The following is a 25,367-nucleotide window of genomic DNA, read 5'->3' as shown; positions in this document are numbered from 1 at the left end:
AGGTGTGCCGCGGAGGTGTGTGCCGCGGAGGGGATCAGTGCTGCGCGGGGAAGCCGTCGCGGAAGACCGGGCGCTGCTCACCGGCCTCGACGGGCAGGTGGAAGCGGTTCTGCCGCGGCGGCATCGGACAGTTGTACTGGTCGGAGAATCCGCAGGGCGGCACGAAGGCGCGGTTGAAGTCCAGGCGGACCCGGCCCGGGTCGGCGGTGCGCTCCACGAAGAGGAAGCGCCCGGCGCCGTAGGTGGTGTCGCCGTTGGTGGGGTCGCCGAAGACGAGCAGCAGGGTGCCGTCGTCGTCGAAGGCGCTGAGCGTGTAGTCGCGGCCGTCCACGGTGAGCGCGATATCGCCGGGCACCACCAGGTCGCGGGTGCCTCCGTTGTCCCGGATGTGTTCGAACGCGACGCGCCGGGCGCCCGGCACCGGGTGGTACGAGGCTTCGAGGACCCACGCCGGGTCGTACGGGAAGGCGTCGATGCGCTCGAAGTGGCGGATGGCCGGCGACCGGGCGTCCCAGAAGCGCAGGCCGTGCTCGGGCTCGCCGGTGACCAGGTCGGTGCGGGCGAGGGTGGTGACGGTCACCTGCTCCGGCTGTCCCGCGCGGGCCGCGTCGAGGTCGGGGCGCTCCCCGGCCGGCAGCCAGCGGGTCTCCACGAGGGCCAGGTTGCCGGTGGCGGAGGTGACCGAACTCCGGCGCCGTGCGCGCCAGGCGTCCCAGTCCGCGGCGGGGTCCGCGGACGGCTGGTCGGCGGTCGGCTGGTCCGGGGTGGCGGAGGTGCGGGTCACAGCGGGTGGCTCATTCCGGAGTGTGTCACGCCTCGATGATCACGCTGCGTGAAGAATCCAAAGGAGCTTCTTTATGGCCCATAAGTCTGCCTAATGTCAAATTCACGCCACATGGCGAGATCACCGCGGCGCGCACGGCGTGCGGACGGCGAGATCGGCGAGGCTTTGTCCTGGAACAGGAGAAAGTCACCGGCGATTCCAGCGTAAGTTCTTCCCACGCCGGACAAGCACTGCTACGTTCCCCGTGAAAGCCCGGACAATGGCATGCCGATGACGGCGGGAGGGGCAGTGTGAGGCGCATGACGGCACGACCCGCGAACGCCCATCAGGCGCGTCTGCTGCGCCTGCTGCGCGACGGGGGACCCACCTCCCGGGCGCAGCTGGGCGACCGGATGGACCTCTCGCGCTCCCGGCTGGCCGTGGAGGTCGACCGGCTGCTCGACACCGGGCTGGTGATCGCCGACGGGCTCGCCGCCTCCCGCGGCGGGCGCCGCTCGCACAACATCCGCCTCGCCCCCACGCTGCGCCTGCTCGGCGTCGACATCGGCGCCACCTCGGTCGACGTGGCCGTCACCAACGCCGAGCTGGAGGTGCTCGGCCACCTCACCCAGCCCATGGACGTGCGCGAGGGCCCGGTCGCGGTCTTCGAACAGGTCCTGGCGCTGGCCGCGAAGCTGCGGGCGTCCGGTGTGGCCGAGGGGTTCGACGGGGCCGGGATCGGGGTCCCTGGCCCGGTGCGCTTCCCCGAGGGGGTGCCGGTCGCGCCGCCGATCATGCCCGGGTGGGACGGCTTCCCCGTACGGGAGGCGCTCAGCCAGGAGCTGGGCTGCCCCGTCATGGTGGACAACGACGTGAACCTGATGGCGATGGGAGAGCAGCAGGCGGGCGTCGCACGCTCCGCGAAGGACTTCCTCTGCGTCAAGATCGGCACCGGCATCGGCTGCGGCATCGTGGTCGGCGGCGAGGTCTACCGCGGGACCACCGGCAGCGCGGGCGACATCGGCCATGTCCAGGCCGAACGCGACGGCCGGCCGTGCGCCTGCGGCAACCGCGGCTGCCTGGAGGCCTACTTCGGCGGCGCGGCGCTCGCCCGTGACGCCGAGGCGGCCGCGCGGGAGGGCCGGTCCGCCGAGCTCGCCGCCCGGCTGGAGGCCGCCGGGAGCCTCGCCGCCACCGATGTGGCCGCCGCCGCCTCGGCCGGCGACGGCGCCGCGCTCGACCTCATCCGCGACGGCGGCACCCGCACCGGCCAGGTCCTCGCCTCGCTCGTCAGCTTCTTCAACCCCGGCCTGGTGGTGATCGGCGGCGGGGTGACCGGCCTCGGCCACAACCTGCTCGCCGCCATCCGCACCCAGGTCTACCGCCAGTCACTGCCGCTGGCCACCGGCAACCTCCCCATCGTGCTGGGCGAACTCGGCGCCGTGGCCGGGGTCATCGGGGCGGCCCGCCTGATCAGCGACCACCTCTTCTCCCCCGCCTGACCCGACGCACCACCCGCACCCCGAGCACCACCCGCACCCCATAGCACCGCACGCGCGCGCGTGAACCGCGCGAGCGCCACGTCCCGTACGACGCACCACGCGCACCACCCAACCCCCCGCCGTTCCGCGCTCAGCCCTGCCCACTCACCGGCGCACCGCCGAGGAGGCCCGCCATGGCACCGCCCGAACCGCCACCACTGCTCACCATGTCCGCCATCGCCAAGTCCTTCCCCGGCGTACGGGCCCTCGACGGGGTCGACCTCGACGTCGAAGCGGGCGAGGTCCACTGTCTGCTCGGCCAGAACGGCGCGGGCAAGTCCACCCTGATCAAGGTGCTGGCCGGGGTCCATCAGCCCGACCACGGCGAGATCCGCTGGCAGGGCCGCCCGGTGCGGCTCAAATCGCCGGTCGCCGCCATGCGGCTGGGCATCGCCACCATCCACCAGGAACTCGACCTGGTGGAGGGGCTGTCCGTGGCCGAGAACGTCTTCCTCGGCCACGAGCTCGCCACCGGGGGCTTTCTGCGCCCCCGCTCGGCCCGCGCCGCCACCGCCGGCCTCCTCGCCCGCCTCGGCCACCCGGAGATCGCCCCGGACGCGCTGGTCGGCACGCTCTCCGCGGCCGGACAGCAGATCGTCTCCATGGCCCGCGCCCTCTCCCACGACGTACGCCTGATCGTCATGGACGAGCCGTCCGCGGCCCTCGACCCCGACGAGGTGGACAACCTCTTCCGCATCGTCGGCGACCTGACCGGGGACGGCGTCGCCGTCGTCTACATCTCCCACCGGCTGGAGGAGATCCGCCGCATCGGCGACCGCGTCTCCGTCCTCAAGGACGGCCGCGTCGCCGCCCGTGGACTGCCCGCCCGCACCACCCCGACCCGCGACATCGTCGCCCTGATGACCGGCCGCGACGTCGAGTACGCCTTCCCCGAGCGGGCCGCGGGGGCCGCGGACCCCGGCGGCGGCCCGCCCGTGCTGCGGGTCGAGGGGCTGGCCAGGGCGGGCGAGTTCGAGCCGCTGGACCTGGAGCTGCGCCCCGGCGAGATCGTGGGCCTGGCCGGCCTCGTCGGCTCCGGCCGCTCGGAGATCCTGGAGACCGTCTACGGGGCCCGGCGGCCGACCGCCGGCCGTGTCCTCGTCGACGGGCGCCCGCTGCGCCCCGGCAGCGTCACCGCCGCCGTACGCGCCGGGCTCGGCCTCGCCCCCGAGGAGCGCAAGGCGCAGGGGCTGCTGATGCTGGAGTCCGTCACCCGCAATGTCTCGGTCTCCTCGCTGGCCCGCTTCTCACGCGCCGGATGGCTGGACCGCGGGGCCGAACGGGCCGCGGCCCGCGAGGCCGTACGGGATCTGTCGCTGCGCCCGGACGACCCCGAGCGCCCGGTGCGCACCCTCTCCGGCGGCAACCAGCAAAAAGCCGTGCTCGCCCGCTGGCTGCTGCGCGGCTGCCGCGTGCTGCTGCTGGACGAGCCCACGCGCGGGGTCGACGTGGGCGCCCGCGCCGAGCTGTACGCCCTGATCCGCCGCCTCGCCGACGACGGCGTGGCCGTCCTGCTCGTCTCCAGCGAACTGCCCGAGGTCCTGGGCCTGGCCGACCGGGTGCTGGTACTCCGCGAGGGCCGCGTCGTACACACGGCCCTCGCGCGGGATTTGGACGAATATCGCGTCCTCGACCTCGTGGTGACTCCGCTCCCCACCTGAAGGAGGGGGCTTCCAACCCGAAGGTTGCGGTCCAGCCCGAACCGTCCCCTCACGGGGCGTAATTATCCTATCACAGACGGGAGCCCGTCGTGCTGAACCAGCCCGGGGGACGGCCGGGGTCCGCCGCCCCCACAGACTCCGTCCCCGAGTCCACCGCCACGCTCACCAAAGAGAGCCCGCCGGGAGCAGCGGCCCGTCCGCCGGCCCGCCGGCCCGCCGGGGGCGGCCGGCTGCGGGCGCTCGTCGATCTGCGCAATCTGTCCCTGCTCGGGGTCCTCGCGGTGCTGGTGGCCGTGGGCGGCTTCACCAAGCCCGACGAGTTCCTGACCACCGGCAATCTGCAACTCGTCCTCACCCAGGCGTCCGTGATCGGCGTCGTCACCGTCGGCATGACCTTCGTCATCACCAGCGGCGGCATCGACCTGTCCGTGGGTGCGATGGTCGCCCTGGCCTCCGTCTGGGCCACGACGCTGGCCACCCAGGACTTCGGGCTCGGCGGCATCCTGATGTGCGCGGTCCTGGTCGGTCTCGGCTGCGGCCTGGTCAACGGCGTGCTCGTCGCGTACGGCGGCATGGTCCCCTTCATCGCCACGCTCGCCATGCTCGCCTCCGCCCGCGGCCTCGCGCTGCATCTCAGCGACGGCAGGACGCAGGTGGTCACCGTGCAGCCGGTCCTGGACCTGGGGCTGCCCGACTCGTATGTGCTGGGCGTCCCGCCGCTGGTGATGATCTTCGCCCTGGTCACCGTGGTCGGCTGGCTGGTGCTGAACCGCACGACCTTCGGCCGGCGCACCGTCGCCGTCGGCGGCAACGCGGAGGCCGCGCGGCTCGCGGGCATCGACGTCAGGCGGCAGCGCCTGCTGCTGTACCTGCTGTCCGGACTGTGCTGCGGCATCGCCGCGTTCATGCTGATCGTGCTGACCGGGTCCGGCCAGAACACCAACGGCAACCTCTACGAACTCGACGCCATCGCCGCCGCGATCATCGGCGGCACGCTGCTCAGCGGCGGCCGGGGCACCATCACCGGCTCCGTCCTCGGCGTCCTCGTCTTCACCACCATCACCAACCTGTTCGCCCTGAACAACCTGCAGAGCGATGTCCAGCAGATCGCCAAGGGCGCGATCATCGTCGCCGCCGTCCTGGTCCAGAAGGGTCGTACGAACCATGAGGGATAACCCGCGCACTCCCGCCAACTCACCGATGAGCACCAGCCGGAGAAACCTGCTGTTCGGCACCGCCGCCGCGGGGGCCCTCTTCGCCGCCGGCTGTACCAGCAACGAGAACAACGACGACAACGACAACAGCAGGCAGGCCGCGAACGCGGCCGACACCAAGCCCGGCAAGAAGGTCACCATCGGCTTCGCCGGCCCGCAGGCCGACCACGGCTGGCTCAACGCCATCAACCAGCAGGCCAAGCGGCGCGCCAAGGAGTACGAGGACGTCACCCTCCAGACCACCGAGGGCTCCAATGACACCGCCCAGCAGATCGGCCAGATCGAGACGCTGATCAACAAGAAGGTCGACGTCCTGGTCATCCTGCCCGCCGACGGCAAGGCGCTCACCCAGGTCGGGCTGAAGGCGATGAGGGCGGGCATCCCCGTCGTCAACCTCGACCGGGTCTTCGCCTCCCCGCAGGCGTACCGCTGCTGGATCGGCGGTGACAACTACGGCATGGGGCTCAACGCGGGCCGCTACATCGGCGAGCAGCTCAAGGGCAAGAAGAACGCGAAGGTCGTCGAGCTGGCGGGCCTCGACAACCTGGAGCTGACCAGGCAGCGCACCAAGGGGTTCGACGACGCCCTGAAGAACTACCCCAACATCGAGAAGGTCGGCCGCCAGGCCGCCGAGTTCACCGTCGAGTCGGGCCAGGCGAAGATGGCCCAGCTGCTGCAGGCGCATTCGAAGTTCGATGCGCTCTGGAACCACGACGACGACCAGGGCGTGGGCGCCGAGCGCGCCATCCAGCAGGCCGGTCGGGACGACTTCCTCATGGTCGGCGGCGCGGGTGCCAAACGCGCCATGGACGCGATCAAGGCCGACAACACCGTGCTGAAGGCCACCGTCCTCTACCCGCCGACGATGGCCGCCTCCGCCATCGACCTGGCCCGCGCGCTCGGCCAGGGCAAGGGCGTCGGCGGACTGGCCGAGCTGGAGATCCCGGCGTCCCTGACGCTCTACTCCGCCGTGGTCACCAAGGACAACGTCGACGACTACCTGCCCACAGGTTTCAGCTGACCGGCCCCGTCGGCCTGAACCGACCCCTGATCTGACCCCTGATCCCCCAGAGAAGGACCCCAGAGAAGGAGTCCCATGCAACATCCTGCGGAAACTACGAAGCCCACTCTCGGCGTCGGCATGGTGGGCTACGCCTTCATGGGCGCCGCCCACTCCCAGGGGTGGCGCACCGTGGGCCGCGTCTTCGACCTGCCCCTGCGCCCGGCCATGTCCGCCGTCTGCGGCCGCGACCCGGACGCGGTGCGGGCCGCCGCCGACAAACACGGCTGGGCCGCCGCCGAGACCGACTGGCGCGCCCTGATCGCCCGCGACGACGTACAGCTCGTCGACATCTGCACACCCGGCGACAGCCACGCCGAGATCGCGATCGCCGCGCTGGAGGCGGGCAAGCACGTGCTGTGCGAGAAACCCCTCGCCAACTCGGTCGCCGAGGCCGAGGCCATGGTGGCGGCGGCGCGGCGGGCGCGGGAGCGCGGGCAGGTCGCGATGGTGGGGTTCAACTACCGCCGTACGCCCGCGATCGCGCACGCCCGCCGCATGGTGCAAGGCGGGCGGCTCGGGGTGCTGCGCCACGTACGGGTGTCGTATCTGCAGGACTGGCTCGTCGATCCGGAGTCCCCGCTGGTGTGGCGGCTGCGGCGGGAGCACGCGGGCTCCGGCGCCCTCGGCGACCTGGGCGCCCATATCGTCGACCTGGCGCAGTATCTGGCGGGCGAGCCGCTGGTCGGGGTCTCGGCGCTGACCGAGACCTTCGTACGGGAGCGGCCGCTGCCCGCCGGGACGGCGACCACCGGCCTCGGCGGCCGGGCGGGCGACGGGGCGCGCGGGCCGGTCACGGTCGACGACGCGGCGCTGTTCAGCGGGCGGCTGGCCTCCGGGGCGCTCGCGTCCTTCGAGGCCACCCGGTTCGCGGCGGGCCGCAAGAACGCGCTGCGGATCGAGCTCAACGGCGAACGCGGCTCGCTCGCCTTCGACCTGGAGCGGCTGAACGAGCTGCACTTCCACGACCACACCGAGCCCGCCGCCGACGCCGGGTTCCGCCGGATCCTGGTCACCGAGCCGGAACACCCGTATCTGGAGGCGTGGTGGCCGGCCGGCCACGGCCTCGGTTACGAGCACACCTTCGTCCACCAGGCGCGCGACCTGGTGCTGGCCGTCGACGCGCGGTCCGAGCCCGAACCGTCCTTCGCGGACGGGCTGCAGGTGCAGCGGGTGCTCGCCGCGGTCGAGGAGAGCGCCCAGAAGAACTGCGTCTACACGCCGGTACCCGCCTGAGGAGGCCCCGCATGCCCCGACAATTCACTCTCTTCACCGGACAGTGGGCCGATCTGCCACTGGAGGAGGTCTGCCGGCTGGCCCGCGACTTCGGCTACGACGGACTGGAACTCGCCTGCTGGGGCGACCACTTCGAGGTGGACCGGGCGCTCGCCGAGCCCGGCTATCTGGACGGGCGGCGGCAGCTGCTGGAGAAGTACGGGCTCCAGTGCTGGGCCATCTCCAACCACCTGGTCGGCCAGGCCGTGTGCGACTCCCCCATCGACGAGCGCCACCAGGCCATCGTGCCGGGCCGGATCTGGGGCGACGGCGACCCGGAGGGGGTGCGGCGGCGGGCGGCGGCCGAGATGGCGGACACCGCGCGGGCCGCGGCCGCCTTCGGGGTCCGAACCGTCGTCGGCTTCACCGGCTCGTCCATCTGGCATCTGGTGGCGATGTTCCCGCCGGTGCCGCCGCACATGATCGACCGCGGCTACGAGGACTTCGCCGAGCGCTGGAACCCGGTCCTGGACGTGTTCGACGCGGAGGGGGTGCGCTTCGCCCACGAGGTGCACCCGAGCGAGATCGCGTACGACTACTGGACCACCCACCGCGCGCTGGAAGCGGTCGGCCACCGCCCCGCCTTCGGGCTCAACTTCGACCCCAGCCACTTCGTCTGGCAGGACCTCGACCCGGTCGGCTTCCTGTGGGACTTCCGGGACCGGATCTACCACGTGGACTGCAAGGAGGCGCGGAAGCGGCTGGACGGCCGCAACGGCCGGCTCGGCTCGCATCTGCCCTGGGGCGACCCGCGGCGCGGCTGGGACTTCGTCTCGGCCGGGCACGGGGACGTGCCGTGGGAGGACGTGTTCCGGATGCTGCGCTCCATCGGATACGACGGGCCGGTGTCGGTGGAGTGGGAGGACGCCGGGATGGACCGGCTGCAGGGCGCGCCCGAGGCGCTGAAGCGGCTGAAGGCGTACGACTTCGACCCGCCGGCGGCCTCCTTCGACGCGGCCTTCGGCGGCGGGAACGGCTGAGGGGCGGCCCGGGGGCGTCGGGGGCAGGGTGGGGCCAGGGTGGGGAAGGGCCGCCCGTGCGGGGGGCACGGGCGGCCCTGAGGCCGTTCCTCAAGTCCGATGGCTCACCATGGTGACAGCGGCCGGACGCTGTGCCGCCGCGCCCCTGCGCCCCCGAGCCGGAAGAAGACCGCGCCCCATGACCATCCGCGTCCTGCTCGCCGACGACCAGACCCTGCTGCGGGCCACCTTCCGGATCCTGATCGACTCGTGCGAGGACATGGAGGTGGTGGCGGAGGCCGCCGACGGCGGCCAGGCGGCCACGCTGACCCGTGCGCACACCCCTGACGTCGTCGTCATGGACATCCGCATGCCCGGCACCGACGGCCTGGCCGCGACCGCCACGATCTGCGCCGACCCGGCGCTGTCCGCCACCCGGGTGCTCATCCTCACCACCTTCGAGACCGACGAATACGTGGCGCGGGCGCTGCGCGCGGGCGCGAGCGGCTTCCTCGGCAAGGACGTGGGCGCCGACGAACTGCTCGCCGGCATCCGCACCGTGGCCTCCGGCGACTCCCTGCTCTCCCCGGTGGCCACCCGCACCCTGATCACCCGCTTTCTCGCCGCCCCCGACCCCGAACCGCCGCTGGCGCCGGGCGAGCTCCTGGCCTCGCTCACCGCCCGCGAGCGGGAGGTGATGGCGCTGGCGGCCGAGGGGAAGTCCAACGCCGAGATCGCCGAGGTGCTCGTCGTCAGCCCGCTGACCGTACGCACCCATGTCCAGCGGGCCATGAACAAGCTCGGGGCGCGGGACCGCGCCCAGCTGGTCGTCATCGCCTACCAGTCCGGTCTTGTGCGTCCCGCGCCGCCGCGCGAGGGGTGCTAACCGTTCAGGCCGAAGAAGGTGATGGCCCGGGCGGCCATGCCGGGGAGCGGGAGGTTGTGTGCCCCGTTCTGGATGCTGATGGCCTCGACGGGGGCCCGGTCACCGGTGGCCCCGTAGCGGGTGCGGGTCCAGTTGGTCTGCGGACTGTCCGTACTCGCGGGTGTCTGGCTCACCCCGAGGACATTGGTCCACTGCTTGATCTCCTCACCGAAGTTCGGGTAGCGCAAGGTGGTGTCCGCGGTGCCGTGCCACAGCTGCATCCTCGGCCGGGCGCCGGTGTACCCGGGGTAGGCGCCGCGGGCCTGATCGCCCCACTGCTGCGCCGTCTTGATGATGGTGCCGTTGGCGCAGGCGGTGTTCCAGCCCGATCCGTCCGTGGTGGCGAAGCAGCCGAAGGGCACGCCCGAGAACGCGGCGCCCGCCTTGAACACGTCCGGGTAGTCGCCGAGCAGGACGTTGGTCATCATGGCGCCCGAGGAGGCTCCGGTGACATAGACCCGGCTGGGGTCGGCGTTGTTGTGCTGCAGGACGTAGCGGACCATCGACACGATGCCCACCGGGTCGCTGCCCCCGTCGTGGCGCAGCGCCTGCGGCGAGGAGACGTCGAAGCAGGAGCCGCTGCGGGTGGCGGACGGGTAGATGACGATGAAGCCGTAGCGGTCGGCCAGGGAGGCGAACTCGGTGCCCGAGTAGAACGCGGGGCCCGAGCCCGTGCAGTAGTGCACCGCGACGAGGACCGCGGGGCGCGCGGCGACGTTGTTCGGCACGTACCGGTACATCCTGAGGTTGCTCGGGTTGTTGCCGAATCCGGTCACCTCGGTGAGCGAGGCGGCCGCCGCGGGAGTGGGCGTCAGCAGGAGCAGCGAGGCGAGCAGCGGCAGGATGCCGCCGAGTAACGCCGCGAGCACGGACCTGGGTGTTCTGCGTCGCCTTCCGGCCGTGCCGGTGGTTCCCGCCGACGCGGGGCTGTTGGTCATGTCCCTGTCCTTTCTAGACTGGTGGCTGTGAAGGGCTTGCTGCTGCGGCTCTCGGCGCTCGACGCGGATGCCGCCACCGCGGTTCGCGTGATCGCCCACTTCGAGGCGCTGCTGGGCAGCGGCGCCCTCGACGCGACATCGCTGGCCCGGTCCACCGCGGGGCTCGCGGAGTGCGCGGCGGGCCTGGAGCTGCCCGACGGCCGCAGGGCCCGGTTCGGGCCGGGCGGCGCCGCCCTCCCGGGCGAGCCGGAGGTGGTGTCCCAGGGCGTGGAGCTCGGCTTGTCCGGGCGGGTGTGGCTGGAGCGGCCGGGGCCGCCGGGCCCGTTCGACGAGCTGATCCTCGAATGGATGGCCATTGCCGCACGGACGCTGTGCGGCAGCCCGGCGCCACCGCGTACGCCCTGCGCGCCGCCCGCCCCGCGCACACCCGGCTCGCCCGATGTGGCCGATGCCGCGCTGATGGAGCTGGTGCTGTCCGAGCGCGAGTCCGACCACGACCGGGCCCGCGCGCTACGGCTGCTGGGCCTGGCCCCCGAACTGCCGCTGCGGATGGTGGCGGTGCGCGGCGACCCGGCCACAGGCGCGGGGCTGGATGCGGTCGCGCTGCTCGCCCGCGCGGGGCTCACGGCCGTCGTCCGGGTCACCAGGACCGGCCCGTGGGGCACGGTCCTGGTGCAGCCGGCGGACGCGGCGGCCGACTCCCCGGCCGCGGCGCTGCGCGCCGCCGTGGCCGACCCCCTCCGCGGCCCGGACGTGCCGCGCGACGCCGCGCGCCGGCTGCGGATCGGTGTCGGCGGCCTGGTCCCCGCGCTGGCGGCCCGCGACTCCTGGGCGCAGGCGTGCACGGCGCTGCGGTTCACGGTGGCGGGCAGCCCGCGGGAGGCGGTGGCCGACCATGACGCGCTCGGCCCGGTCGCCCTGCTGGCCGACATCCCGGCGGAGCGGCTGGGCGCGCTGCCCGAGGCGCGGCAGCTGGACGCGGTGGCCGCCCAGCCGAACGGGGACCTGACCCTCGCCGCGCTGGCCGCCTTCTGCCGTACCGGCTCGCTGCGCCAGGCCGCCGCGGAGCTGCATCTGCACCACAGCTCGGTTGCCGCGCGGCTGGCCCATGTGGAGGCGGCGCTGGGCTGGCGGCTGCGCGACCCCGAACATCGCTTCCACGCCCAACTCGCCCTGTACGCACGGCGATTGGCGGCCACGGCAACCTGAGTCGGGGCCGGCGCGGCGGTCATCGGCCCAGCGCTCGCCGCAGGACCGCGACCGTCTCATCGCTCATGCGCCGCACCACCCCGGCGTACTCCACCGCCGCCGCGCCGTGGAAGGTGCCCGGGAAGAGGTGCAGTTCGGTGGGGACACCGGCGGCCAGCAGGGCGCGCGCGTAGTCGATGCCCTCGTCGCGCAGCGGGTCGAACTCCATCACCGCGACATAGGCGGGCGGCAGCCCCCGCAGCTCGGCCACGCCGGCCCGGGCGGGCGCCGCGTACGGCGACACCTCCCCCGTACCGGGCACCCCGGCCCCCAGATACGCCTCCCAGCTCTGCCGGGCGAGTTCGCGGGTCCATACGGGCGTGTCGGTGAAGGCCCGCGCGCTCGGCGTGTCCAGCCGGTCGTCGAGCGCGGGGCTGCCCAGGAACTGGAAGCGGATTCCTGGGCCGCCGCGGGCGTGGGCGAGCATCGTCAGGGCGGCGGCCATGCCCGCCCCCGAGCTGTCGCCGAGGACCGCGATCCGGTCGGCCGCCACGTCCGGAACGGCGTCGCCCTTCGCCAGCAGGCACAGCCCGGCGTAACAGTCCTGAAGGCCGGCGGGGAAGGGGTGTTCGGGCGCCAGCCGGTAGTCCGGTGAGACCACCACGGCGTCGAGCTCACGGCACAGCCACAGGTTGAAGGCGTGGTCCACATCCGGCGAGCCCACCATGAAGCCGCCGCCGTGGATGCTGTAGACGGCGGGCAGCGGCCCGGTGGCGCCCCGCGGCCGGTAGGTGCGCAGCGCCACGTCCGGCGCGCCCTCCCACCCGGGCGCCACCGCCTGGCCGACCTCCACCCCCGCACCGTCCACGGCCGCGAGCCGCCCGGCGACCTCCCGCGCCTGCGCGGCCCGCGCGGCGGCCAGGTCACAGAGGTCGACCGGGGGGATCAGGGCGACGGCCGCGGCGAGTTCGGGGTCGAACGGGTAGTCGTGGGCCATGTCCCACACCGTGCCACGGGGCGGCCGCGCGGGTCATCAGACAGGCGTCGGGACAACAGCCCTCGTCACCCGACTTCCGTGCGGCCCCATGGGCCACTCGCGTCCCATGCGTTCAGGGGTCGGCGCTTGGCCGGCCACCCCGGAAAACCATCGGCGCCGGCCCCGCCGATCAGGCACCATGGCGCGATGACCAGCAGCTCCCCGACACACACGGCTCCCCTGGAGCGGTTCGAGGCCGTCCTGTCCGGTCTCTCCGAGGCCACGGAGGGGTCCGTCGACGACCTGATCGCCGCCCTGGCGCACCTCGACGCGGCCCATGAGGCGAGCGGTGACGGGGCCGGCGCGAGGGCGGCGCTGCGCATGCTCGGCGAGCGGCCGGGCGTCGTCCTGCGGCTTGACGGGCAGGTGCGGTGGGCGCTACAGCGCGCGGAGTGGTCCACCTCCGTGGACCCGAAGGCGCCGACGCCCGCCCCCGCGTACGACCGCCCCGTGGCGCTGGCGTTCGCCTGCTCGCACAGCGACGGGCGGGTCCGCGAGCGCGCGGTCCGCCGGCTCCTGGACCGGCCGAGCCCCGAACTCATGCCCTTTCTGGTGCTGCGCACCGGGGACTGGGTCCGTCAGGTGCGCGAGCGGGCCCGGGCGGGCCTGACGGACCTGTTGCAGCGGGACCCCGCGCGGTACGTGCCGGCCGCCGCGCCGACCGCGCTGCTCGCCGACCGCCGCCGGCGCGGCGACTTCGCCCGCCGGCAGCTCCTCGCCGCGCTGCTGTCCACCCCCGGAGCGGCCCTGCTGGAGGGGCTCCTCGCCGCACCGCTGCGCGAACAGCGGCGGTTCGCTCTCGAGGTGGCGGGCCAGGCGGGCCGCCTTGCTCTGCGGGCGCTGGTCTCCCTGGCGGAGGGCGACACCGATGTGCGGATACGGGCCCGGGCGGCCGAGGCTGCGGCCCGCGAGGCGGTCTGGACCGACCGGGCCGATCAGCTGCGGCGGCTGGCCGGCGCACGCCATCGCGAGGTGCGGGCCACCGCCCTGACCGGGCTGATCCGCGCGGGACACGCCGAGGAGGCCACGGGGGCGCTGGACGACCCGGCGGGCCTGGTCCGCGCCGTGGCCCGGGACGCCGCCCGCCGCACCGGCGCCGACCCGCTCGCCCACTACCGCGCGGCGGTGAGGGCCCCGCAGCCCCCTGCCGGGGCCGTCGACGGGCTCGCCGAGACCGGGAGCGCCGCCGACGCCCCGCTGCTGCTCCCCCTGCTCGACCACCCACGGGCCCCGATCCGCTCCCACGCGCTGCACGCGCTGCGGGCCCTCGGCGCCGCACCGGCCGACCGCGTCATCCCGCTGCTGCGCGACCCGTCGGCCAAGGTGATCCGCGAGGCCGCCGCCGCGCTGCGCCCGCGGGCCGCGCGGCTGCCGCGCGAGCTGGCCGCCTCGCTGCTCACCGACGACCGGGCGGCCGTGCGCCGCGCCGGCTACCGGCTGCTGCCCGAACCGGAATCCGGGCCCGAACCCGCACCCGTGGCCCGGCTGCGCACGCTCCTGCCGCTGGCCGCCGACCCCGACCCCCGGCTGTCCGCCCGCGTGGCCGCGGACATCACCGCCCTGGCCCACGGGCTGCACCCGACGCCGGGGCGCGGGATGTGGTCCCTCGACACCACGGCCGAACAGCGCGCCGATCTGCTCGCCCTGACCGACGCGTCCGCGCCCGCCCTCCCCCACCGCACCCGCCAGCTGCTGTACGAGGGTCTTGACCCGACCTCGTGGACGGCGGAACTGCTCAGGGCCCGGCACGGCCCGCACCCCGACACGGTCAACCCGCTCCTCGAGCTGGAGGCCACGTACACCTCCCAGGATCCCCGCGCCACGGCCGAGCTGATCCGGGAGGTGCTGCTCGTCGTCCTCGCACACGCCACGGCCCCCGACGGGAGCTGGCCGGCCGACGAGGAGTGGCCCGCCCTCCTCCCCGAGTGGTTCGTCCGGCGCTGCGCCCCCGAGCCCCCGCCCTCGCCGGGACGGACGGATCCGGCCACCTGGCTCGCGCGGTGGCGCGGGCTGACGCAGCGTCAGCGGCAGGCCGAGGCGATCGCCGACGCCACGGCGGACTGGCGGCTCGCCGACTGGCTCGGCCTCTTCGAGCCCGAGGGGCTGGCCGACTCCCGCAGCTGGCGCTTCTGGGACGGCGGCACCACCACAGCGACCACCGGCTGGGTACGGGTGGGCGTGGACGGCCACCCGTACGGCGGCCGGAGGGCGCTGCTGTGGCTCATCGAGGCCGCCGGCGGCTACGACATCGACCTGCCCTGACCGCATCGGCCCGCGCGGCCCGCCGCGGCCTGCGCTGACGGGGCGCCGGTCAGGGTCCACGCTCGCGGTCCTGATCTAGTAGGCCCGAGCGGAGTAGGCCAACTCGAGGCCGCATGCCCAACGGACATGCCCGTGTGGGGGTCAGGAGGCGGGCGCTCGCACCACGGCGACCTCCCGCGGCCGCAGGGTGAGCGAGCCGTCGGCCGCCGTGGCGCCGCCGGTCAGCGGCTGGCCGGTGAGGCCTCCCAGGCTCACCTGCTCGTCGGTGCGGTTGACAAGGAACAGATAGCGGGCGTCGGCGGTGCTTCGCACCGTCAGCTCGACCCGCCCGCGCACCTCGGCGGGCAGCTCGCTGTGGATTTGGGCGCCCTCCAGCAGGCCCGGCAGAAGGCGGGCGAGCCCGTCGGGGCCCAGCCGGGTGGAGACGTACGCGGCCGAGCCCTGGCCCGCCGCGCGGCGGGTGACGGCGGGGCGGCCGGCGTAGGTGCCGGAGCGGTAGTGGGCGAGGGTGTGCACCTCGGGGTCGGTGACGGTGATCTGGTCGGTCCACAGGGTGCCGGTGACCGAGGCCTCCCCGCCGTCCGGGCCGTCCAGTTCCACGGTGTCCTCGGCGAGGAGCGGGCCGAACTCCTCGATGCGGATGCCCAGCAGCTCGCGCAGGGCCCCGGGGTAGCCGCCCAGCCAGACGTGGTCGTTCTCGTCGACGACGCCCGAGAAGTACGTGGTGACCAGGTGGCCGCCCGACTCCACGTACCGCGTGAGCTCCTTGGACAGCGCCTGGGGCACCACATGCAGCACGGGCGCGATCAGCAGCCGGTACTCGTCGAAGTCGGCCCGGGTGGTGATGACGTCGGCCCGGATGCCCAGCGCGAGCAGGGCGGAGTACCAGTCAAGCGCCTCTTGCCGGTAGTTGAGGCGGGAGCTGGGGTGGGAGTCCTGCTCGCTGGCCCACCACGAGTCCCAGTCGTAGACGATCCCGACCCGCGCCCGCTCGCGCTCGGCCCCGGCGACCGGCGCCAGCGCCTGAAGGGTGGCGCCCAGCTCGGTCACCGCGCGGAAGACATCGCTGTCGGCCCCGGCGTGCGGCACCATCGCCGAGTGGTACTTCTCGGCCCCGGCCGCCGACTGCCGCCACTGGAAGAAGCAGACCGCGTCGGCGCCGTGCGCGACATGCAGCAGGGAGTCGCGCGCGAGCTCGCCCGGGCGCTTGGCCAGGTTGATGGGCTGCCAGTTGACCGCGCTGGTGGAGTGCTCCATGAGGAACCACGGGCGCCCGCCCGCGATGCCGCTGGTGAGGTTGGCGGAGAAGGACAGCTCGTCGCGGTCCTGGGGGCCGGGGAGTACGTAGTGGTCGTTGGAGACGAAGTCGATCTCGTCGGCCCAGTCGGGGTAGTTCATCCCCTTGGTCTCGCCCATCACCATGAAGTTGGTGGTGACGGGCACCCCCGGGGTGATCTCGCGCAGGATGTCCCGCTCCGCGCGCAGGTACTCCTTCAGCGCGTCGGAGGAGAAGCGCTTGAAGTCGAGCTGCTGGGTGGGGTTGGGGTGGGAGGCGGCCAGCCGGGGCGGCAGGATCTGCTCCCAGTCGCTGTAGCGCTGGGACCAGAAGGCGGTGCCCCAGGCGTGGTTGAGCGCGTCCAGCGTCCCGTAGCGCGCTCGCAGCCAGTCACGGAAGGCGCGGGCGGCGTCGTCGGAGTAGTCGTAGATGTTGTGGCAGCCCAGCTCGTTGGACACATGCCAGGCCACCAGGGCGGGGTGGTCGGCGTAGCGCCTGGCCATCTCGGTCACCAGACGCAGCGCGTGGTCGCGGAAGACCGGCGAGGTGGGGCGCCAGTGCTGGCGCGCCCCCGGCCACACCGTCTCACCGGAGGCGGTGACCGGCAGGATCTCCGGGTGGGCGGTGGTGAGCCAGGGCGGCGGGGAGGCGGTGGCGGTGGCCAGGTCGACCCCGATGCCGCCCGCGTGCAGGAGGTCCATGGCCTCGTCGAGCCACGCGAAGTCCCACCGGTCCGCTGTCGGCTGGAGGCGGGCCCAGGAGAAGATCGCCAAGGAGACGACATTGACTCCGGCCCTGCGCATCAGCCGGATGTCCTCCTCCCACACCTCGCGCGGCCACTGCTCGGGGTTGTAGTCGGCGCCGAAGAGGAGGCGGGGTGAGGCGGGGTCACCGTCCGGCCCGTGCGGCAGCCGGGAGAGGAGGGTGGAGATCATGGTTGTCCTTCCGGTGTACCGCACGGGACGGCGCGGCGTTGGTGCTGGTGGCGCCGGCGGTGCTGGTGGCGCTGGTGGTGCTCAGGGCGTGCGGCAGCAGGGCCCGCGGCGTCGCGGTCCCTGCTGCCGTGCGCGTCCTACTGCGAAACCGTGAAGCCCTGCTCCTCGCCGTACTTGACGGAGGCTTCCTGCCAGGCCTTCAGCCCCTTGGCCAGCGGGGTGTTCGAGACATACGCCTTGCCGACGCTGTCGTTGAAGATCGAGTTGGCGTACACCTGGTAGGGCAGGTACGACCAGCCGCTGCCGACGTTCGCGGCCGACTCGGCGAAGATCTTGTTGGCCTTCTGCCCGCCGAAGTACGGGAACTCGGTGTTCTGGAACGCGTCGGACTGGAGGTCCGCCGTGGTGGCCGGGAAGGCACCGCCCTTGAGGCGGGTCTGCACGCCCTTGCCGGCGTTGGCGTACTCGACGAAGGCGTAGGCGAGCTCCTTGTTCTTGCCCGCCGCGGGCAGGGCCAGCGAGCTGCCGCCGTTCTCCGCGGTCGTCTTGTCGCCCTTGGTCCACTGCGGAAGCGGGGCCACGCGCCAGTCGCCAGAGGCGTTCTTCACACCGGAGACGAAGTTGGCGGGCATCCAGGCGCCGGTGGTCAGGGTGGCGATGCTGCCGTCGCCCAGCCCCTTGTACCAGTCGTCGGTCCAGCCGCTGACGGGCGACAGGAGCTTCTCGTCGATGAGCTTCTGCCAGGTCTTGGTGTAGGTGACGGCGCCCTTGTCGGAGAAGTTGATCTTCACCTTGGTGCCGTTGTCCTCGACCTTGTACGGGCGCGAGCCGGCCTGCCACAGCAGGCTGGTGGTCATGCCCGCGTCGCCGGTGTCGCTGGTGATGTAGACCTTCGGGTCGGCCTTGTGCAGCTTGCGCGCGGCGTCGACGTACTCGTCCCAGGTGGTGGGCACCGCGACCTTGTACTTGTCGAAGACCTTCTTGTTGTAGAACAGCGCCATCGGGCCGGAGTCCATGGGCAGGGCATAGACGGCGTCGCCGGACTTCACCGAGTTCCACGGGCCGGGCGAGTAGGTCTTGGAGAGCTTGTCGGCGCCGAAGCCGGACAGATTGTCCAGGGACTTGGTCAGCGCGAACTGGCCGAGCGCGTAGTACTCGATCTGCGCGACGTCGGGGACGCCCTTCTTCGCCGCTATGGCGTTCTGCAGGGCGGTGTACTGGTCCTTGTTGGTACCCGCGTTGACGAGGTTGACGTGGACCTTGGGGTGTTCCTTCTCGAAGTCCTTGACGACCTGCTTGAGCGTGGGCTCCCAGGCCCAGACCGTGATGGAGCCGCCCTTCTTCAGGGCCGCCTGGATGTCCCCGGCGGACACCTTCTTGTCGCTGGAGCCGCCGTCGTCCGAGCCGCCGCAGGCGGTGGCTCCCAGGGCGAGGGCGCAGACGAGGCCGATGCCGCGCAGCAGGCGGCGGGTGTTGTTGGACATGGAGGTGCTTCCACTTCTTCGTGGTGGGGTGAGGGTTATTCCTTGACGCTTCCGGCGGCGAGTCCGGACTGCCAGTACTTCTGCAGCAGCAGGAAGGCGGCGATCAGGGGGATGATGGTGATCAGCGAGCCGGTGATCACCAGATTGAAGACGGCTTCGCCACCGGCCGTCTGGGCCTGGGCGTTCCAGCTGTTCAGCCCCAGGGTCAGCGGATACCAGTCCGGGTCCTTGAGCATGATCAGCGGCAGGAAGTAGTTGTTCCAGGTCGCGACCATCGTGAACAGCAGCACGGTCACGATGCCCGGCGCCAGCAGCGGCAGGCTGACCCGGAAGAAGGTGCGCAGCTCGCCCGCGCCGTCGATGCGGGCGGCCTCCAGCAGCTCGGTGGGGATGGCCTCGGTGGCGAAGACCCACATCAGATACAGGCCGAAGGGCGAGATGAGCGAGGGGACGATCACCGCCCACGGGGTGTTGGTCAGCCCCATCTTGCTGAACATCAGGAAGGTGGGGACCGCCAGGGCGGTGGTCGGCACGGCGACGGCCCCGATGACGACGGCGAAGATGGCGCGCTTGCCGGGGAAGGTGAACTTCGCCAGGGCGTAGCCGCCCAGGACCGCCAGGAAGGTGGCGCCACCTGCGCCGAGCCCCACGTACAGCAGGGTGTTCAGCAGCCAGCGGACGAAGACGCCGTCGTTGTAGGTGAAGGTCTCACGGACGTTGTCCCACAGGGCGAAGTGGTCGGCGAACCACAGTCCGGAGGAGTCGGCCAGCCCTTGCTGGGTCTTGGTGGAGCTGATGACCAGCCATACCAGCGGCACCAGGGAGTACAGCAGGACCAGACCGGTCAGCACGGTCAGCAGCACACTGCGGCGGGGGCGGCGCCGCTCGGCCTTCCGGCGCGGCGCGCGCAGCCGGGGCGCGTGGCCGGAGGTTCCGGCGCGTACGGGTGTGGGCTTGGAAGCGGTGGTGGCGGGGCTGCTCATGGTTCACGCTCCCTTGCGCATACCGCGCAGCTGGACGACATAGGCGATGACCATGGTGATCAGCCCCATGACGATGGCGACCGTCGCGGAGTAGTTGTGCTGCTGGCCATTGAAGGACAGCGTGTACGTGTAGTAGTTGGGGGTGTAGTCCGTGGTGATCGCGTTCGGCGCCAGGGGCTTGAGGATGCTCGGCTCGTTGAACAGCTGGAAGCTGCCGATGATCGAGAAGATCGTCGCGATGACGAGGGCGCCGCGGATCGCGGGGAGCTTGATGGCGGTGATGACGCGGAACTGTCCGGCGCCGTCGATCTCCGCGGCCTCGTACAGGGAGTGCGGGATCACCCGCAGCGCCGAGTAGAAGATCAGCATGTTGTAGCCGACGAACTCCCAGGTGACGATGTTGCCGATCGACGCCAGGATCAGGTCGGGCGAGAGCGGATCGGGCAGCGAGACACCGAAGGTGTCGTTGATGTCCCCCACCAGGCCGAAGCGGGTGCCGTACATGAAGGCCCACATCAGCGTGGCCACCACGGCGGGCACCGCATAGGGCAGGAAGATCGAGATCCGGAAGAAGTCCCTGCCGTACAGCCGCCCGCTGTCCAGCGCGAGCGCCACCAGCAGGGCGATGCCCAGCATGATCGGCACCTGGACCGCCAGGAACAGCCCCACCCGGGTCACCCCGGCCCAGAACTGGTCGTCCTGCAGCGCCTGCTGGTAGTTGTCAAGACCCACGAAGGTGTTGCCGCCGATCAGCCTGTCCCGGAAGAGGCTGAGGTAGATCGAGTACCCGATGGGAGCAAGGAAGACAAGGGCGAAGACCGCCACGAAGGGGCCGATGAACCCCCACCCCGTCCAGGACCGTCGGTCCCGTTTCAGCGAAGCCCGTGCCGTACGGCCTGCGGCCGCCGGTGGTTGCAGCGTCGTCATGTCGATCCTCGTTCATCCCTCTCGGAGCCGGAGGCCCGGCACCCCGGCAATGTTCACGTAAACACCGCATCCTGGAAAAGACCTTGATGGGTGTTATGTTTACGTAAACATCCAGTGGCGGCATGTCTACACTGCCCGAATGTCGACGGTCAAGGGTCGTCAGACGACGATTCCGCAACACTGCGGATGAAAGGGGGCATGAGTGGACACAACGGACAGCGAGTCGGCGAGTACACCGCAGGCCCGGGCGGGGGCCGGGACGACACGCGCCGACCGACGGGTCCAGCGCGCTTCCATGGCGGACGTCGCCCGCCTGGCCGGTGTCTCCTCGCAGACGGTCTCCCGGGTCTCCAACGGCTACTCGGGGGTGACCGAAGAGACCCGGCGACAGGTGCTCGCGGCGATGAAGGAGCTGGGCTACCGGCCCAACAGCGCCGCCCGGGCGCTCAAGCGCGGCGAGTTCCGCACCATCGGCGTCATCACCTTCTCCCTCGCCACGACCGGCAATGTGCGCACCCTCGAGGCGATCGCCACCTCCGCGGCCCACGAGGGCTACGCCGTGACACTCCTGCCCGTCGCGGTCCCCACCCAGGACGAGGTGCGCGGCGCCTTCTCCCGGCTCGGGGAGCTCGCCGTCGACGCCGTCATCGTCATCATGGAAGTGCATCTGCTCGACGCGGCCACCGTCTCCCTGCCGCCAGGCGTCCAGGTGGTCGTGGCCGATTCGGACGCGGGCGACCGCTACAGCGTGGTCGACACCGACCAGGCCGGCGGGACCCGCGCCGCCGTACGCCACCTCCTCGACCTCGGCCACCGCACGGTGTGGCACCTGGCCGGCCCGCAGGAGTCCTTCGCCGCACAGCGCCGCGCCGACGCGTGGCGCCTCTCCCTCACCGACGCGGGGTGCGCGCCACCGCCCCTGGTGCGCGGCGACTGGTCGGCGGAGTCCGGCTACCGGGCCGGACTCCGCCTCGCCGACGAGGCCGACTGCACGGCGGTGTTCGCCGCCAACGACCAGATGGCGCTCGGCCTGCTGAGGGCGCTTCACGAACGCGGCAGGAAGGTGCCCGAGGACGTCAGCGTCATCGGCTTCGACGACATCCCCGAGGCCGGCTCCTTCCTGCCTCCCCTGACCACCGTCCACCAGGACTTCGCGGAGGTGGGGCGGCGCTGTGTCGAGGGGGTGCTCCGGCAGATGCGGGAGGCTGTGACGGAACACGGCACCACGCTGGTCCCGACCCGGCTCGTGGTGCGCGGCAGCACCGCGCCACCGCGGTTGGGCTAGGACCTGTCGTCAAAGGGGGCGTCCGGCGGCGAGCGGTGTCGGGTGCAGGCGCCGAGGCGGGCCGCCAGCCGGGTCAGGGTGGCGGGGGCCACGCCCGCGTAGTCGAGCAGCAGCCCGGTGGCGGCCGGCGGCCCGTGCCAGTAGGCGCTGAGCCGGTCGACGAGTATCCCCTCCCGCAGCAGCGCGTCGGCCCACTCGGCCTCGGCCCGTGCGTCGGCGGTGTCGAGCAGCATGTGCAGACCGCCGTTCAGCCCGCGCGGCAGCGGCGGGTGTGCCGCCGCGCGCAGCGCCGCCCGCTGTTCGGCCACCAGCCCGCGCGCCCGCCGCAGCTGGCGGGTGAGCTCACCGGTGGTGAGCAGTTCGGCGACGGCATGCTGGACGGGGAGGCTCGGATACGAGTCGGTCTCGCCGCGCAGTCTCGCCACCGCGGCCGCCAGGGGGCGCGGCGCCACCAGGTAGCCGGTGCGCAGCGACGGCGCCAGCAGCCGCGAGAGGGTGCCGACGTAGGCGACGACGCCGTGGTCGTCGCAGGCGGCCAGGGCGGGTGGGCCGGCCGCGGCGAACTCGCCGCCGTAGTCGTCCTCGACCACCAGCACGCCCTTCTCACGCGCCCAGGACAGCAGTTGCCGCCGCCGGTCGCCCGACAGCGGCGCGGTCGTGGGGAACTGGTGGGCGGGGGTGAGCAGCAGCATCCGCGGTGGCGGGTCGAGGCGTCGTACCAGCTCCGCGCGGATCCCGTCGCCGTCCACCGGGACCGGCACGACGGCAGCGCCCCGGTCCCGGGCCATACGGGTGAAGGGCGGATAGCCGGGCTCCTCGACGGCGACCCGGTCCCCCGGCCGGATCACCGCCCGCAGCAGCAGGCCGAGCGCCTCGGCGGCGCCGCCGGTCACCACCACATCGGCCGGTGCGGCGGCCACGCCCCGGCCGGCCACCAGGTAGTCGGCGAGCGCGGCGCGCAGCCGGCGGTCCCCGGCGGGGTCCCCGTAGCCGCTCGGCAGCCGCCGCTGGGCCGCGGCCTGCCAGGCCCGGCGCCAGACCGCCGTGGGCAGCACCGCCGCAGGACGGGCGCGCAGCCGCAGGTCGAGCACCGCCTCGGGGCTGCCGGGCCCTTCCGGTGCCGGGGTCAGCCGGTCCAGCCAGGGCGCGGTGTCCGCCACCGGCCGGGCCCGGCGCGGCCGGCCGTCGGCCCGTACGTAGCTGCCGCTGCCGTGCCGGCCGGTCGCCAGACCGCGTTCGGCGAGCACGGCGTAGGCGGCGAGCACCACCGTGCGGGAGACGCCGGCCGCGGCGGCCAGCGCCCGGGAGGACGGCAACCGGCTGCCCGGCGCCAGCCGTCCGCTGTCGATCGCGGCGGCCAGCAGTCCGACGAGGGAGTCGGCCAGGTTGTCCGCTCCGCCCCGGGGCAGCGGCAGCGGGATACCGGCGGCCACCACCGACTCCAGGCCCCGCTCGACGCGGGCCCGCCCGCGCTCCACGGCAACCTCCCGGTGAGTGGTCTGCCAGGTCCAAGGCCAAGTGGCTCTGTCGCAGCGTACCGGCCCGGCCGAGACTGAACGCGCCACCTCACCCCGCCACCCGGCCCCGCGACCGACGCGGCATCAGCACAGAACGGACACCCGCATGACGAGCACGACGACCGCCCCCTCGCCCTCCGCACCGCCGGGTCCGCGGTTCGTCGTGCTGGCCGACGATCTGACCAGCGCGGCGGAGGCGGCCGGCCACCTCGCCGACACCGGGCGGGCCGCCTCGGTGGTGCTGGACCTCGACGACCCGTCCGCCGTCGACGGCGGCGGATGGGCGTGTGCGGACCTCGACAGCCGCCATCTGCCGCGGGTCGAGGCCGCCCTGCGCCACCGGCGGGCGACCGGCCGACTGCTCGACCGGGCCAGGAGCGACACCGGTCCCGCCGGCCCCATCGCCCTCTACAAGACGATGGACAGCTCCCTGCGCGGCAACTGGCCCGCCGAACTGGCCGCCGTCATGCGGGCCTCCGGCCGTGGCGTGGCCGTGGTCGCGCCCGCGTGCCCCGCGTACGGCCGGCACACGGTGGGCGGCCACCAGTACGCCGACGGCGTCCCGGTGCACCGGGGACCGGCCGGCCGGGACCCGGTGCGGCCCGTGACGGACTCCTCGGTGCTCACCCCGCTGACCGAGGAGGGGATATGTGCCACCCCCGTCGCCCCCGGCCGCGAGGACCTGACCGCGGCCCTGACCACGGCCCTGACCGGCGTCCTCGCCCCGCCCCCGGCACCACCCGGTGGCACCATGCCGCTGCGGGCCCTCGTGGTCGACGCCGCCGGCGGAGAGGACCTGGACCGGATCGCCGCGGCGGTGGCCGGCCACCTGGACGATGTGGTGCTGTGCGGCAGCCCCGGCCTGTGGGAGGCGGTGGTTCCGCCGGGTCCTGACCGCTCCCCCGTATCCGCCCCCATATCCGCCCCCGGCACCGCTTCGGCGACCGGCTCCCCCGGCCGGGCACTCGTCCTCGTGGGCAGCCGGCACCCCACCACCCGCGAACAGCTCGCCCGGCTGCGCGAGGACGGCGTGCCCGTCCTCGCCGTCACGGACTTCGCCGGAGACGCCGACCCGGTCGGCCATCTCACCCGCCTCCTCGACACACGGACCGCCGTCGCGCTCACCACCCCCGAGGCCCTGGAGGACGACCGCACGGTCGCGGCCCGGCAGTTGCGGGACCTCGCCTCCCTGGGGGCCGCCTGCGCGGGGGCGCTGCCCGGCCTCGGGCTCGTCCTGACCGGCGGGGACACCGCGCGCGCGTTCTGCGCCGCCCTCGGCGTCCCCGCCCTTCACGCCGTCGGCACCGTCGCCCCGGGCGTCCCGCTCGCCACCCTGAGCGGCGCCCGGCCCCATCGCGTCATCAGCAAGGCCGGCGGCTTCGGCGACCCGGAGAGCCTGGTCGCCGCCGTCGCCGCGCTCACCCGGAGGACCGCACGGTGACCGCGATGACGGAGTTCGTCTTCATGCTCACCCGCGACGACCGCACCGTCGCCGACGCCCACGCGATCCTCGACAAAGCGGGCGGCCTCGGCCTGCGCCACATCGGTTTCAAGGACGTCGGCCTGCCCTTCGGCGAACTGCGCGCCCTCGCCGACCGCGTCCACGAACTCGGCGCCCGCGCGTACCTGGAGGTCGTCAGCGTCGAGGCCGCCGACGAACTGCGCGGCCTGGAGGCCGCGGTGGACCTCGGTGTCGATGTGGTCCTCGGCGGCACCCATGTCGCCGAGGGCGTCAAGGTGCTCGCCGGGGCGCCCGTCGAATACTGGCCGTTCCCCGGCCGTGTCGAGGGCCACCCCAGCGTGCTGCGCGGCACCGCCGCCGACATCGTGGCGAGCGCCCGGGAGCTCGCGGGGACACCGGGGGTGCACGGCCTCGACCTGCTCGCCTACCGCTTCGCGGGCGACGCCGCCGCCCTGGCCGCCGCGGTGGTCGCCGCCGTCGACGTGCCCGTCCTGGCCGCGGGCAGCGTCGACCGGGCCGAACGGATCGCCGCACTCCGCGCGGCGGGCGTCTGGGGTTTCATGGTCGGCACCGCCGTGCTGAACGGCGATTTCCGCATCGATGCCGCCTCGCGCCGCGTCGAGGACCTGCTGCGGGCCGTGCTCGACGCGAGCCGGCCCGGCTGACGCCCGGGCGC

20 protein-coding genes are annotated in these 25,367 nt (G+C 73.2%); 12 read left to right on the top strand and 8 right to left on the bottom strand.

Annotated features, from left to right (window positions below; all coding sequences use genetic code 11):
- Window positions 1–34 precede the first annotated feature (34 nt).
- Window positions 35–784: a DUF1684 domain-containing protein gene (locus tag ACFZDL_RS28225; protein WP_353591871.1), complete on the bottom strand. Its 750-nt coding sequence runs from the start codon at window positions 782–784 to the stop codon at window positions 35–37.
- A gap of 299 nt (window positions 785–1,083) precedes the next feature.
- On the opposite strand from ACFZDL_RS28225, the gene ACFZDL_RS28220 reads away from it, so the two are divergent.
- The 7 genes from ACFZDL_RS28220 to ACFZDL_RS28190 all read left to right on the top strand — a co-directional run bounded on the left by ACFZDL_RS28220 (window position 1,084) and on the right by ACFZDL_RS28190 (window position 9,359).
- Entirely contained in the window at window positions 1,084–2,265 is a 1,182-nt protein-coding gene (locus ACFZDL_RS28220; RefSeq protein WP_353591872.1) for an ROK family transcriptional regulator, read from the top strand.
- A 173-nt stretch (window positions 2,266–2,438) separates the two neighbouring features.
- Window positions 2,439–3,965: a sugar ABC transporter ATP-binding protein gene (locus ACFZDL_RS28215; protein ID WP_353591873.1), complete on the top strand. Its 1,527-nt coding sequence runs from the start codon at window positions 2,439–2,441 to the stop codon at window positions 3,963–3,965.
- Between the two features lie 230 nt (window positions 3,966–4,195).
- Window positions 4,196–5,140 (top strand): ABC transporter permease, encoded by a 945-nt coding sequence (locus ACFZDL_RS28210; protein ID WP_353591921.1) that lies wholly within the window; start codon window positions 4,196–4,198, stop codon window positions 5,138–5,140.
- Window positions 5,141–5,165: 25 nt separating this feature from the next.
- Window positions 5,166–6,200 (top strand): substrate-binding domain-containing protein, encoded by a 1,035-nt coding sequence (locus tag ACFZDL_RS28205; protein ID WP_353591874.1) that lies wholly within the window; start codon window positions 5,166–5,168, stop codon window positions 6,198–6,200.
- A 75-nt stretch (window positions 6,201–6,275) separates the two neighbouring features.
- Window positions 6,276–7,475 carry a Gfo/Idh/MocA family oxidoreductase gene (locus tag ACFZDL_RS28200; protein ID WP_353591875.1) on the top strand — a complete coding sequence of 400 codons (1,200 nt, stop codon included), beginning with the start codon at window positions 6,276–6,278 and terminating at the stop codon, window positions 7,473–7,475.
- Between the two features lie 11 nt (window positions 7,476–7,486).
- Window positions 7,487–8,494, top strand: a complete 1,008-nt coding sequence (locus tag ACFZDL_RS28195; protein WP_353591876.1) for a sugar phosphate isomerase/epimerase family protein — start codon at window positions 7,487–7,489, stop codon at window positions 8,492–8,494.
- A gap of 178 nt (window positions 8,495–8,672) precedes the next feature.
- Complete coding sequence (locus ACFZDL_RS28190) at window positions 8,673–9,359, top strand: response regulator transcription factor (protein ID WP_353591877.1); 687 nt, start codon at window positions 8,673–8,675, stop codon at window positions 9,357–9,359.
- On the opposite strand, the gene ACFZDL_RS28185 is transcribed toward ACFZDL_RS28190, so the two are convergent.
- Window positions 9,356–10,336, bottom strand: a complete 981-nt coding sequence (locus ACFZDL_RS28185; RefSeq protein WP_391192728.1) for a PHB depolymerase family esterase — start codon at window positions 10,334–10,336, stop codon at window positions 9,356–9,358. The two genes, ACFZDL_RS28190 and ACFZDL_RS28185, sit on opposite strands and share 4 nt — an antisense overlap.
- Window positions 10,337–10,363: 27 nt before the next feature.
- Here ACFZDL_RS28185 and ACFZDL_RS28180 point away from each other — a divergent pair, with 27 nt between their 5' ends.
- Entirely contained in the window at window positions 10,364–11,545 is a 1,182-nt protein-coding gene (locus ACFZDL_RS28180; protein WP_353591878.1) for a helix-turn-helix domain-containing protein, read from the top strand.
- A gap of 19 nt (window positions 11,546–11,564) precedes the next feature.
- Here the strand turns inward: ACFZDL_RS28180 and ACFZDL_RS28175 are convergent, their stop codons facing one another.
- Window positions 11,565–12,521 (bottom strand): alpha/beta hydrolase, encoded by a 957-nt coding sequence (locus ACFZDL_RS28175; RefSeq protein WP_353591879.1) that lies wholly within the window; start codon window positions 12,519–12,521, stop codon window positions 11,565–11,567.
- A gap of 186 nt (window positions 12,522–12,707) precedes the next feature.
- Here ACFZDL_RS28175 and ACFZDL_RS28170 point away from each other — a divergent pair, with 186 nt between their 5' ends.
- A complete protein-coding gene (locus tag ACFZDL_RS28170) occupies window positions 12,708–14,822 on the top strand; it encodes a hypothetical protein (protein WP_353591880.1) in 2,115 nt (704 codons plus the stop codon).
- 141 nt (window positions 14,823–14,963) lie between these two features.
- On the opposite strand, the gene ACFZDL_RS28165 is transcribed toward ACFZDL_RS28170, so the two are convergent.
- From ACFZDL_RS28165 to ACFZDL_RS28150, 4 genes are all read right to left on the bottom strand, one after another.
- Window positions 14,964–17,033: a beta-galactosidase gene (locus ACFZDL_RS28165; RefSeq protein ID WP_353591881.1), complete on the bottom strand. Its 2,070-nt coding sequence runs from the start codon at window positions 17,031–17,033 to the stop codon at window positions 14,964–14,966.
- Between the two features lie 137 nt (window positions 17,034–17,170).
- Window positions 17,171–18,517, bottom strand: coding sequence for a sugar ABC transporter substrate-binding protein (locus ACFZDL_RS28160; RefSeq protein WP_353591882.1), 1,347 nt, complete (start codon window positions 18,515–18,517; stop codon window positions 17,171–17,173).
- A gap of 35 nt (window positions 18,518–18,552) precedes the next feature.
- Complete coding sequence (locus tag ACFZDL_RS28155) at window positions 18,553–19,500, bottom strand: carbohydrate ABC transporter permease (protein ID WP_353591883.1); 948 nt, start codon at window positions 19,498–19,500, stop codon at window positions 18,553–18,555.
- A gap of 3 nt (window positions 19,501–19,503) precedes the next feature.
- Complete coding sequence (locus ACFZDL_RS28150; RefSeq protein ID WP_353591884.1) at window positions 19,504–20,427, bottom strand: sugar ABC transporter permease; 924 nt, start codon at window positions 20,425–20,427, stop codon at window positions 19,504–19,506.
- A gap of 295 nt (window positions 20,428–20,722) precedes the next feature.
- Between ACFZDL_RS28150 and ACFZDL_RS28145 the strand changes: the two genes are divergently transcribed.
- Window positions 20,723–21,712 (top strand): substrate-binding domain-containing protein, encoded by a 990-nt coding sequence (locus tag ACFZDL_RS28145; RefSeq protein WP_391192804.1) that lies wholly within the window; start codon window positions 20,723–20,725, stop codon window positions 21,710–21,712.
- Here the strand turns inward: ACFZDL_RS28145 and ACFZDL_RS28140 are convergent.
- A complete protein-coding gene (locus ACFZDL_RS28140; RefSeq protein WP_353591886.1) occupies window positions 21,709–23,190 on the bottom strand; it encodes a PLP-dependent aminotransferase family protein in 1,482 nt (493 codons plus the stop codon). The two genes, ACFZDL_RS28145 and ACFZDL_RS28140, sit on opposite strands and share 4 nt — an antisense overlap.
- Before the next feature lie 145 nt (window positions 23,191–23,335).
- On the opposite strand from ACFZDL_RS28140, the gene ACFZDL_RS28135 reads away from it, so the two are divergent.
- Both ACFZDL_RS28135 and ACFZDL_RS28130 read left to right on the top strand, forming a co-directional pair.
- Window positions 23,336–24,670, top strand: a complete 1,335-nt coding sequence (locus ACFZDL_RS28135) for a four-carbon acid sugar kinase family protein (RefSeq protein WP_353591887.1) — start codon at window positions 23,336–23,338, stop codon at window positions 24,668–24,670.
- Window positions 24,667–25,356 (top strand): hypothetical protein, encoded by a 690-nt coding sequence (locus ACFZDL_RS28130; RefSeq protein WP_353591888.1) that lies wholly within the window; start codon window positions 24,667–24,669, stop codon window positions 25,354–25,356. Before ACFZDL_RS28135 ends, ACFZDL_RS28130 begins: the two co-directional genes overlap by 4 nt.
- Window positions 25,357–25,367: the final 11 nt, after the last annotated feature.

The organism is Streptomyces sp. NPDC007917, from assembly GCF_042959105.1.
GTDB lineage: Bacteria > Actinomycetota > Actinomycetes > Streptomycetales > Streptomycetaceae > Streptomyces.
Note: the sequence above shows the minus strand (reverse complement) of the source record. Positions and strands in the feature narration are given on the sequence as shown.

Coding starts and splice junctions, on each gene's coding strand:
- ACFZDL_RS28220 (WP_353591872.1), top strand. CDS start 1,084: ATGACGGCACGACCCGCGAACGCCCATCAGGCGCGTCTGCTGCGCCTG.
- ACFZDL_RS28215 (WP_353591873.1), top strand. CDS start 2,439: ATGGCACCGCCCGAACCGCCACCACTGCTCACCATGTCCGCCATCGCC.
- ACFZDL_RS28205 (WP_353591874.1), top strand. CDS start 5,166: ATGAGCACCAGCCGGAGAAACCTGCTGTTCGGCACCGCCGCCGCGGGG.
- ACFZDL_RS28200 (WP_353591875.1), top strand. CDS start 6,276: ATGCAACATCCTGCGGAAACTACGAAGCCCACTCTCGGCGTCGGCATG.
- ACFZDL_RS28195 (WP_353591876.1), top strand. CDS start 7,487: ATGCCCCGACAATTCACTCTCTTCACCGGACAGTGGGCCGATCTGCCA.
- ACFZDL_RS28190 (WP_353591877.1), top strand. CDS start 8,673: ATGACCATCCGCGTCCTGCTCGCCGACGACCAGACCCTGCTGCGGGCC.
- ACFZDL_RS28185 (WP_391192728.1), bottom strand. CDS start 10,336: ATGACCAACAGCCCCGCGTCGGCGGGAACCACCGGCACGGCCGGAAGG.
- ACFZDL_RS28175 (WP_353591879.1), bottom strand. CDS start 12,521: ATGGCCCACGACTACCCGTTCGACCCCGAACTCGCCGCGGCCGTCGCC.
- ACFZDL_RS28170 (WP_353591880.1), top strand. CDS start 12,708: ATGACCAGCAGCTCCCCGACACACACGGCTCCCCTGGAGCGGTTCGAG.
- ACFZDL_RS28165 (WP_353591881.1), bottom strand. CDS start 17,033: ATGATCTCCACCCTCCTCTCCCGGCTGCCGCACGGGCCGGACGGTGAC.
- ACFZDL_RS28160 (WP_353591882.1), bottom strand. CDS start 18,517: ATGTCCAACAACACCCGCCGCCTGCTGCGCGGCATCGGCCTCGTCTGC.
- ACFZDL_RS28155 (WP_353591883.1), bottom strand. CDS start 19,500: ATGAGCAGCCCCGCCACCACCGCTTCCAAGCCCACACCCGTACGCGCC.
- ACFZDL_RS28150 (WP_353591884.1), bottom strand. CDS start 20,427: ATGACGACGCTGCAACCACCGGCGGCCGCAGGCCGTACGGCACGGGCT.
- ACFZDL_RS28145 (WP_391192804.1), top strand. CDS start 20,723: ATGGCGGACGTCGCCCGCCTGGCCGGTGTCTCCTCGCAGACGGTCTCC.
- ACFZDL_RS28135 (WP_353591887.1), top strand. CDS start 23,336: ATGACGAGCACGACGACCGCCCCCTCGCCCTCCGCACCGCCGGGTCCG.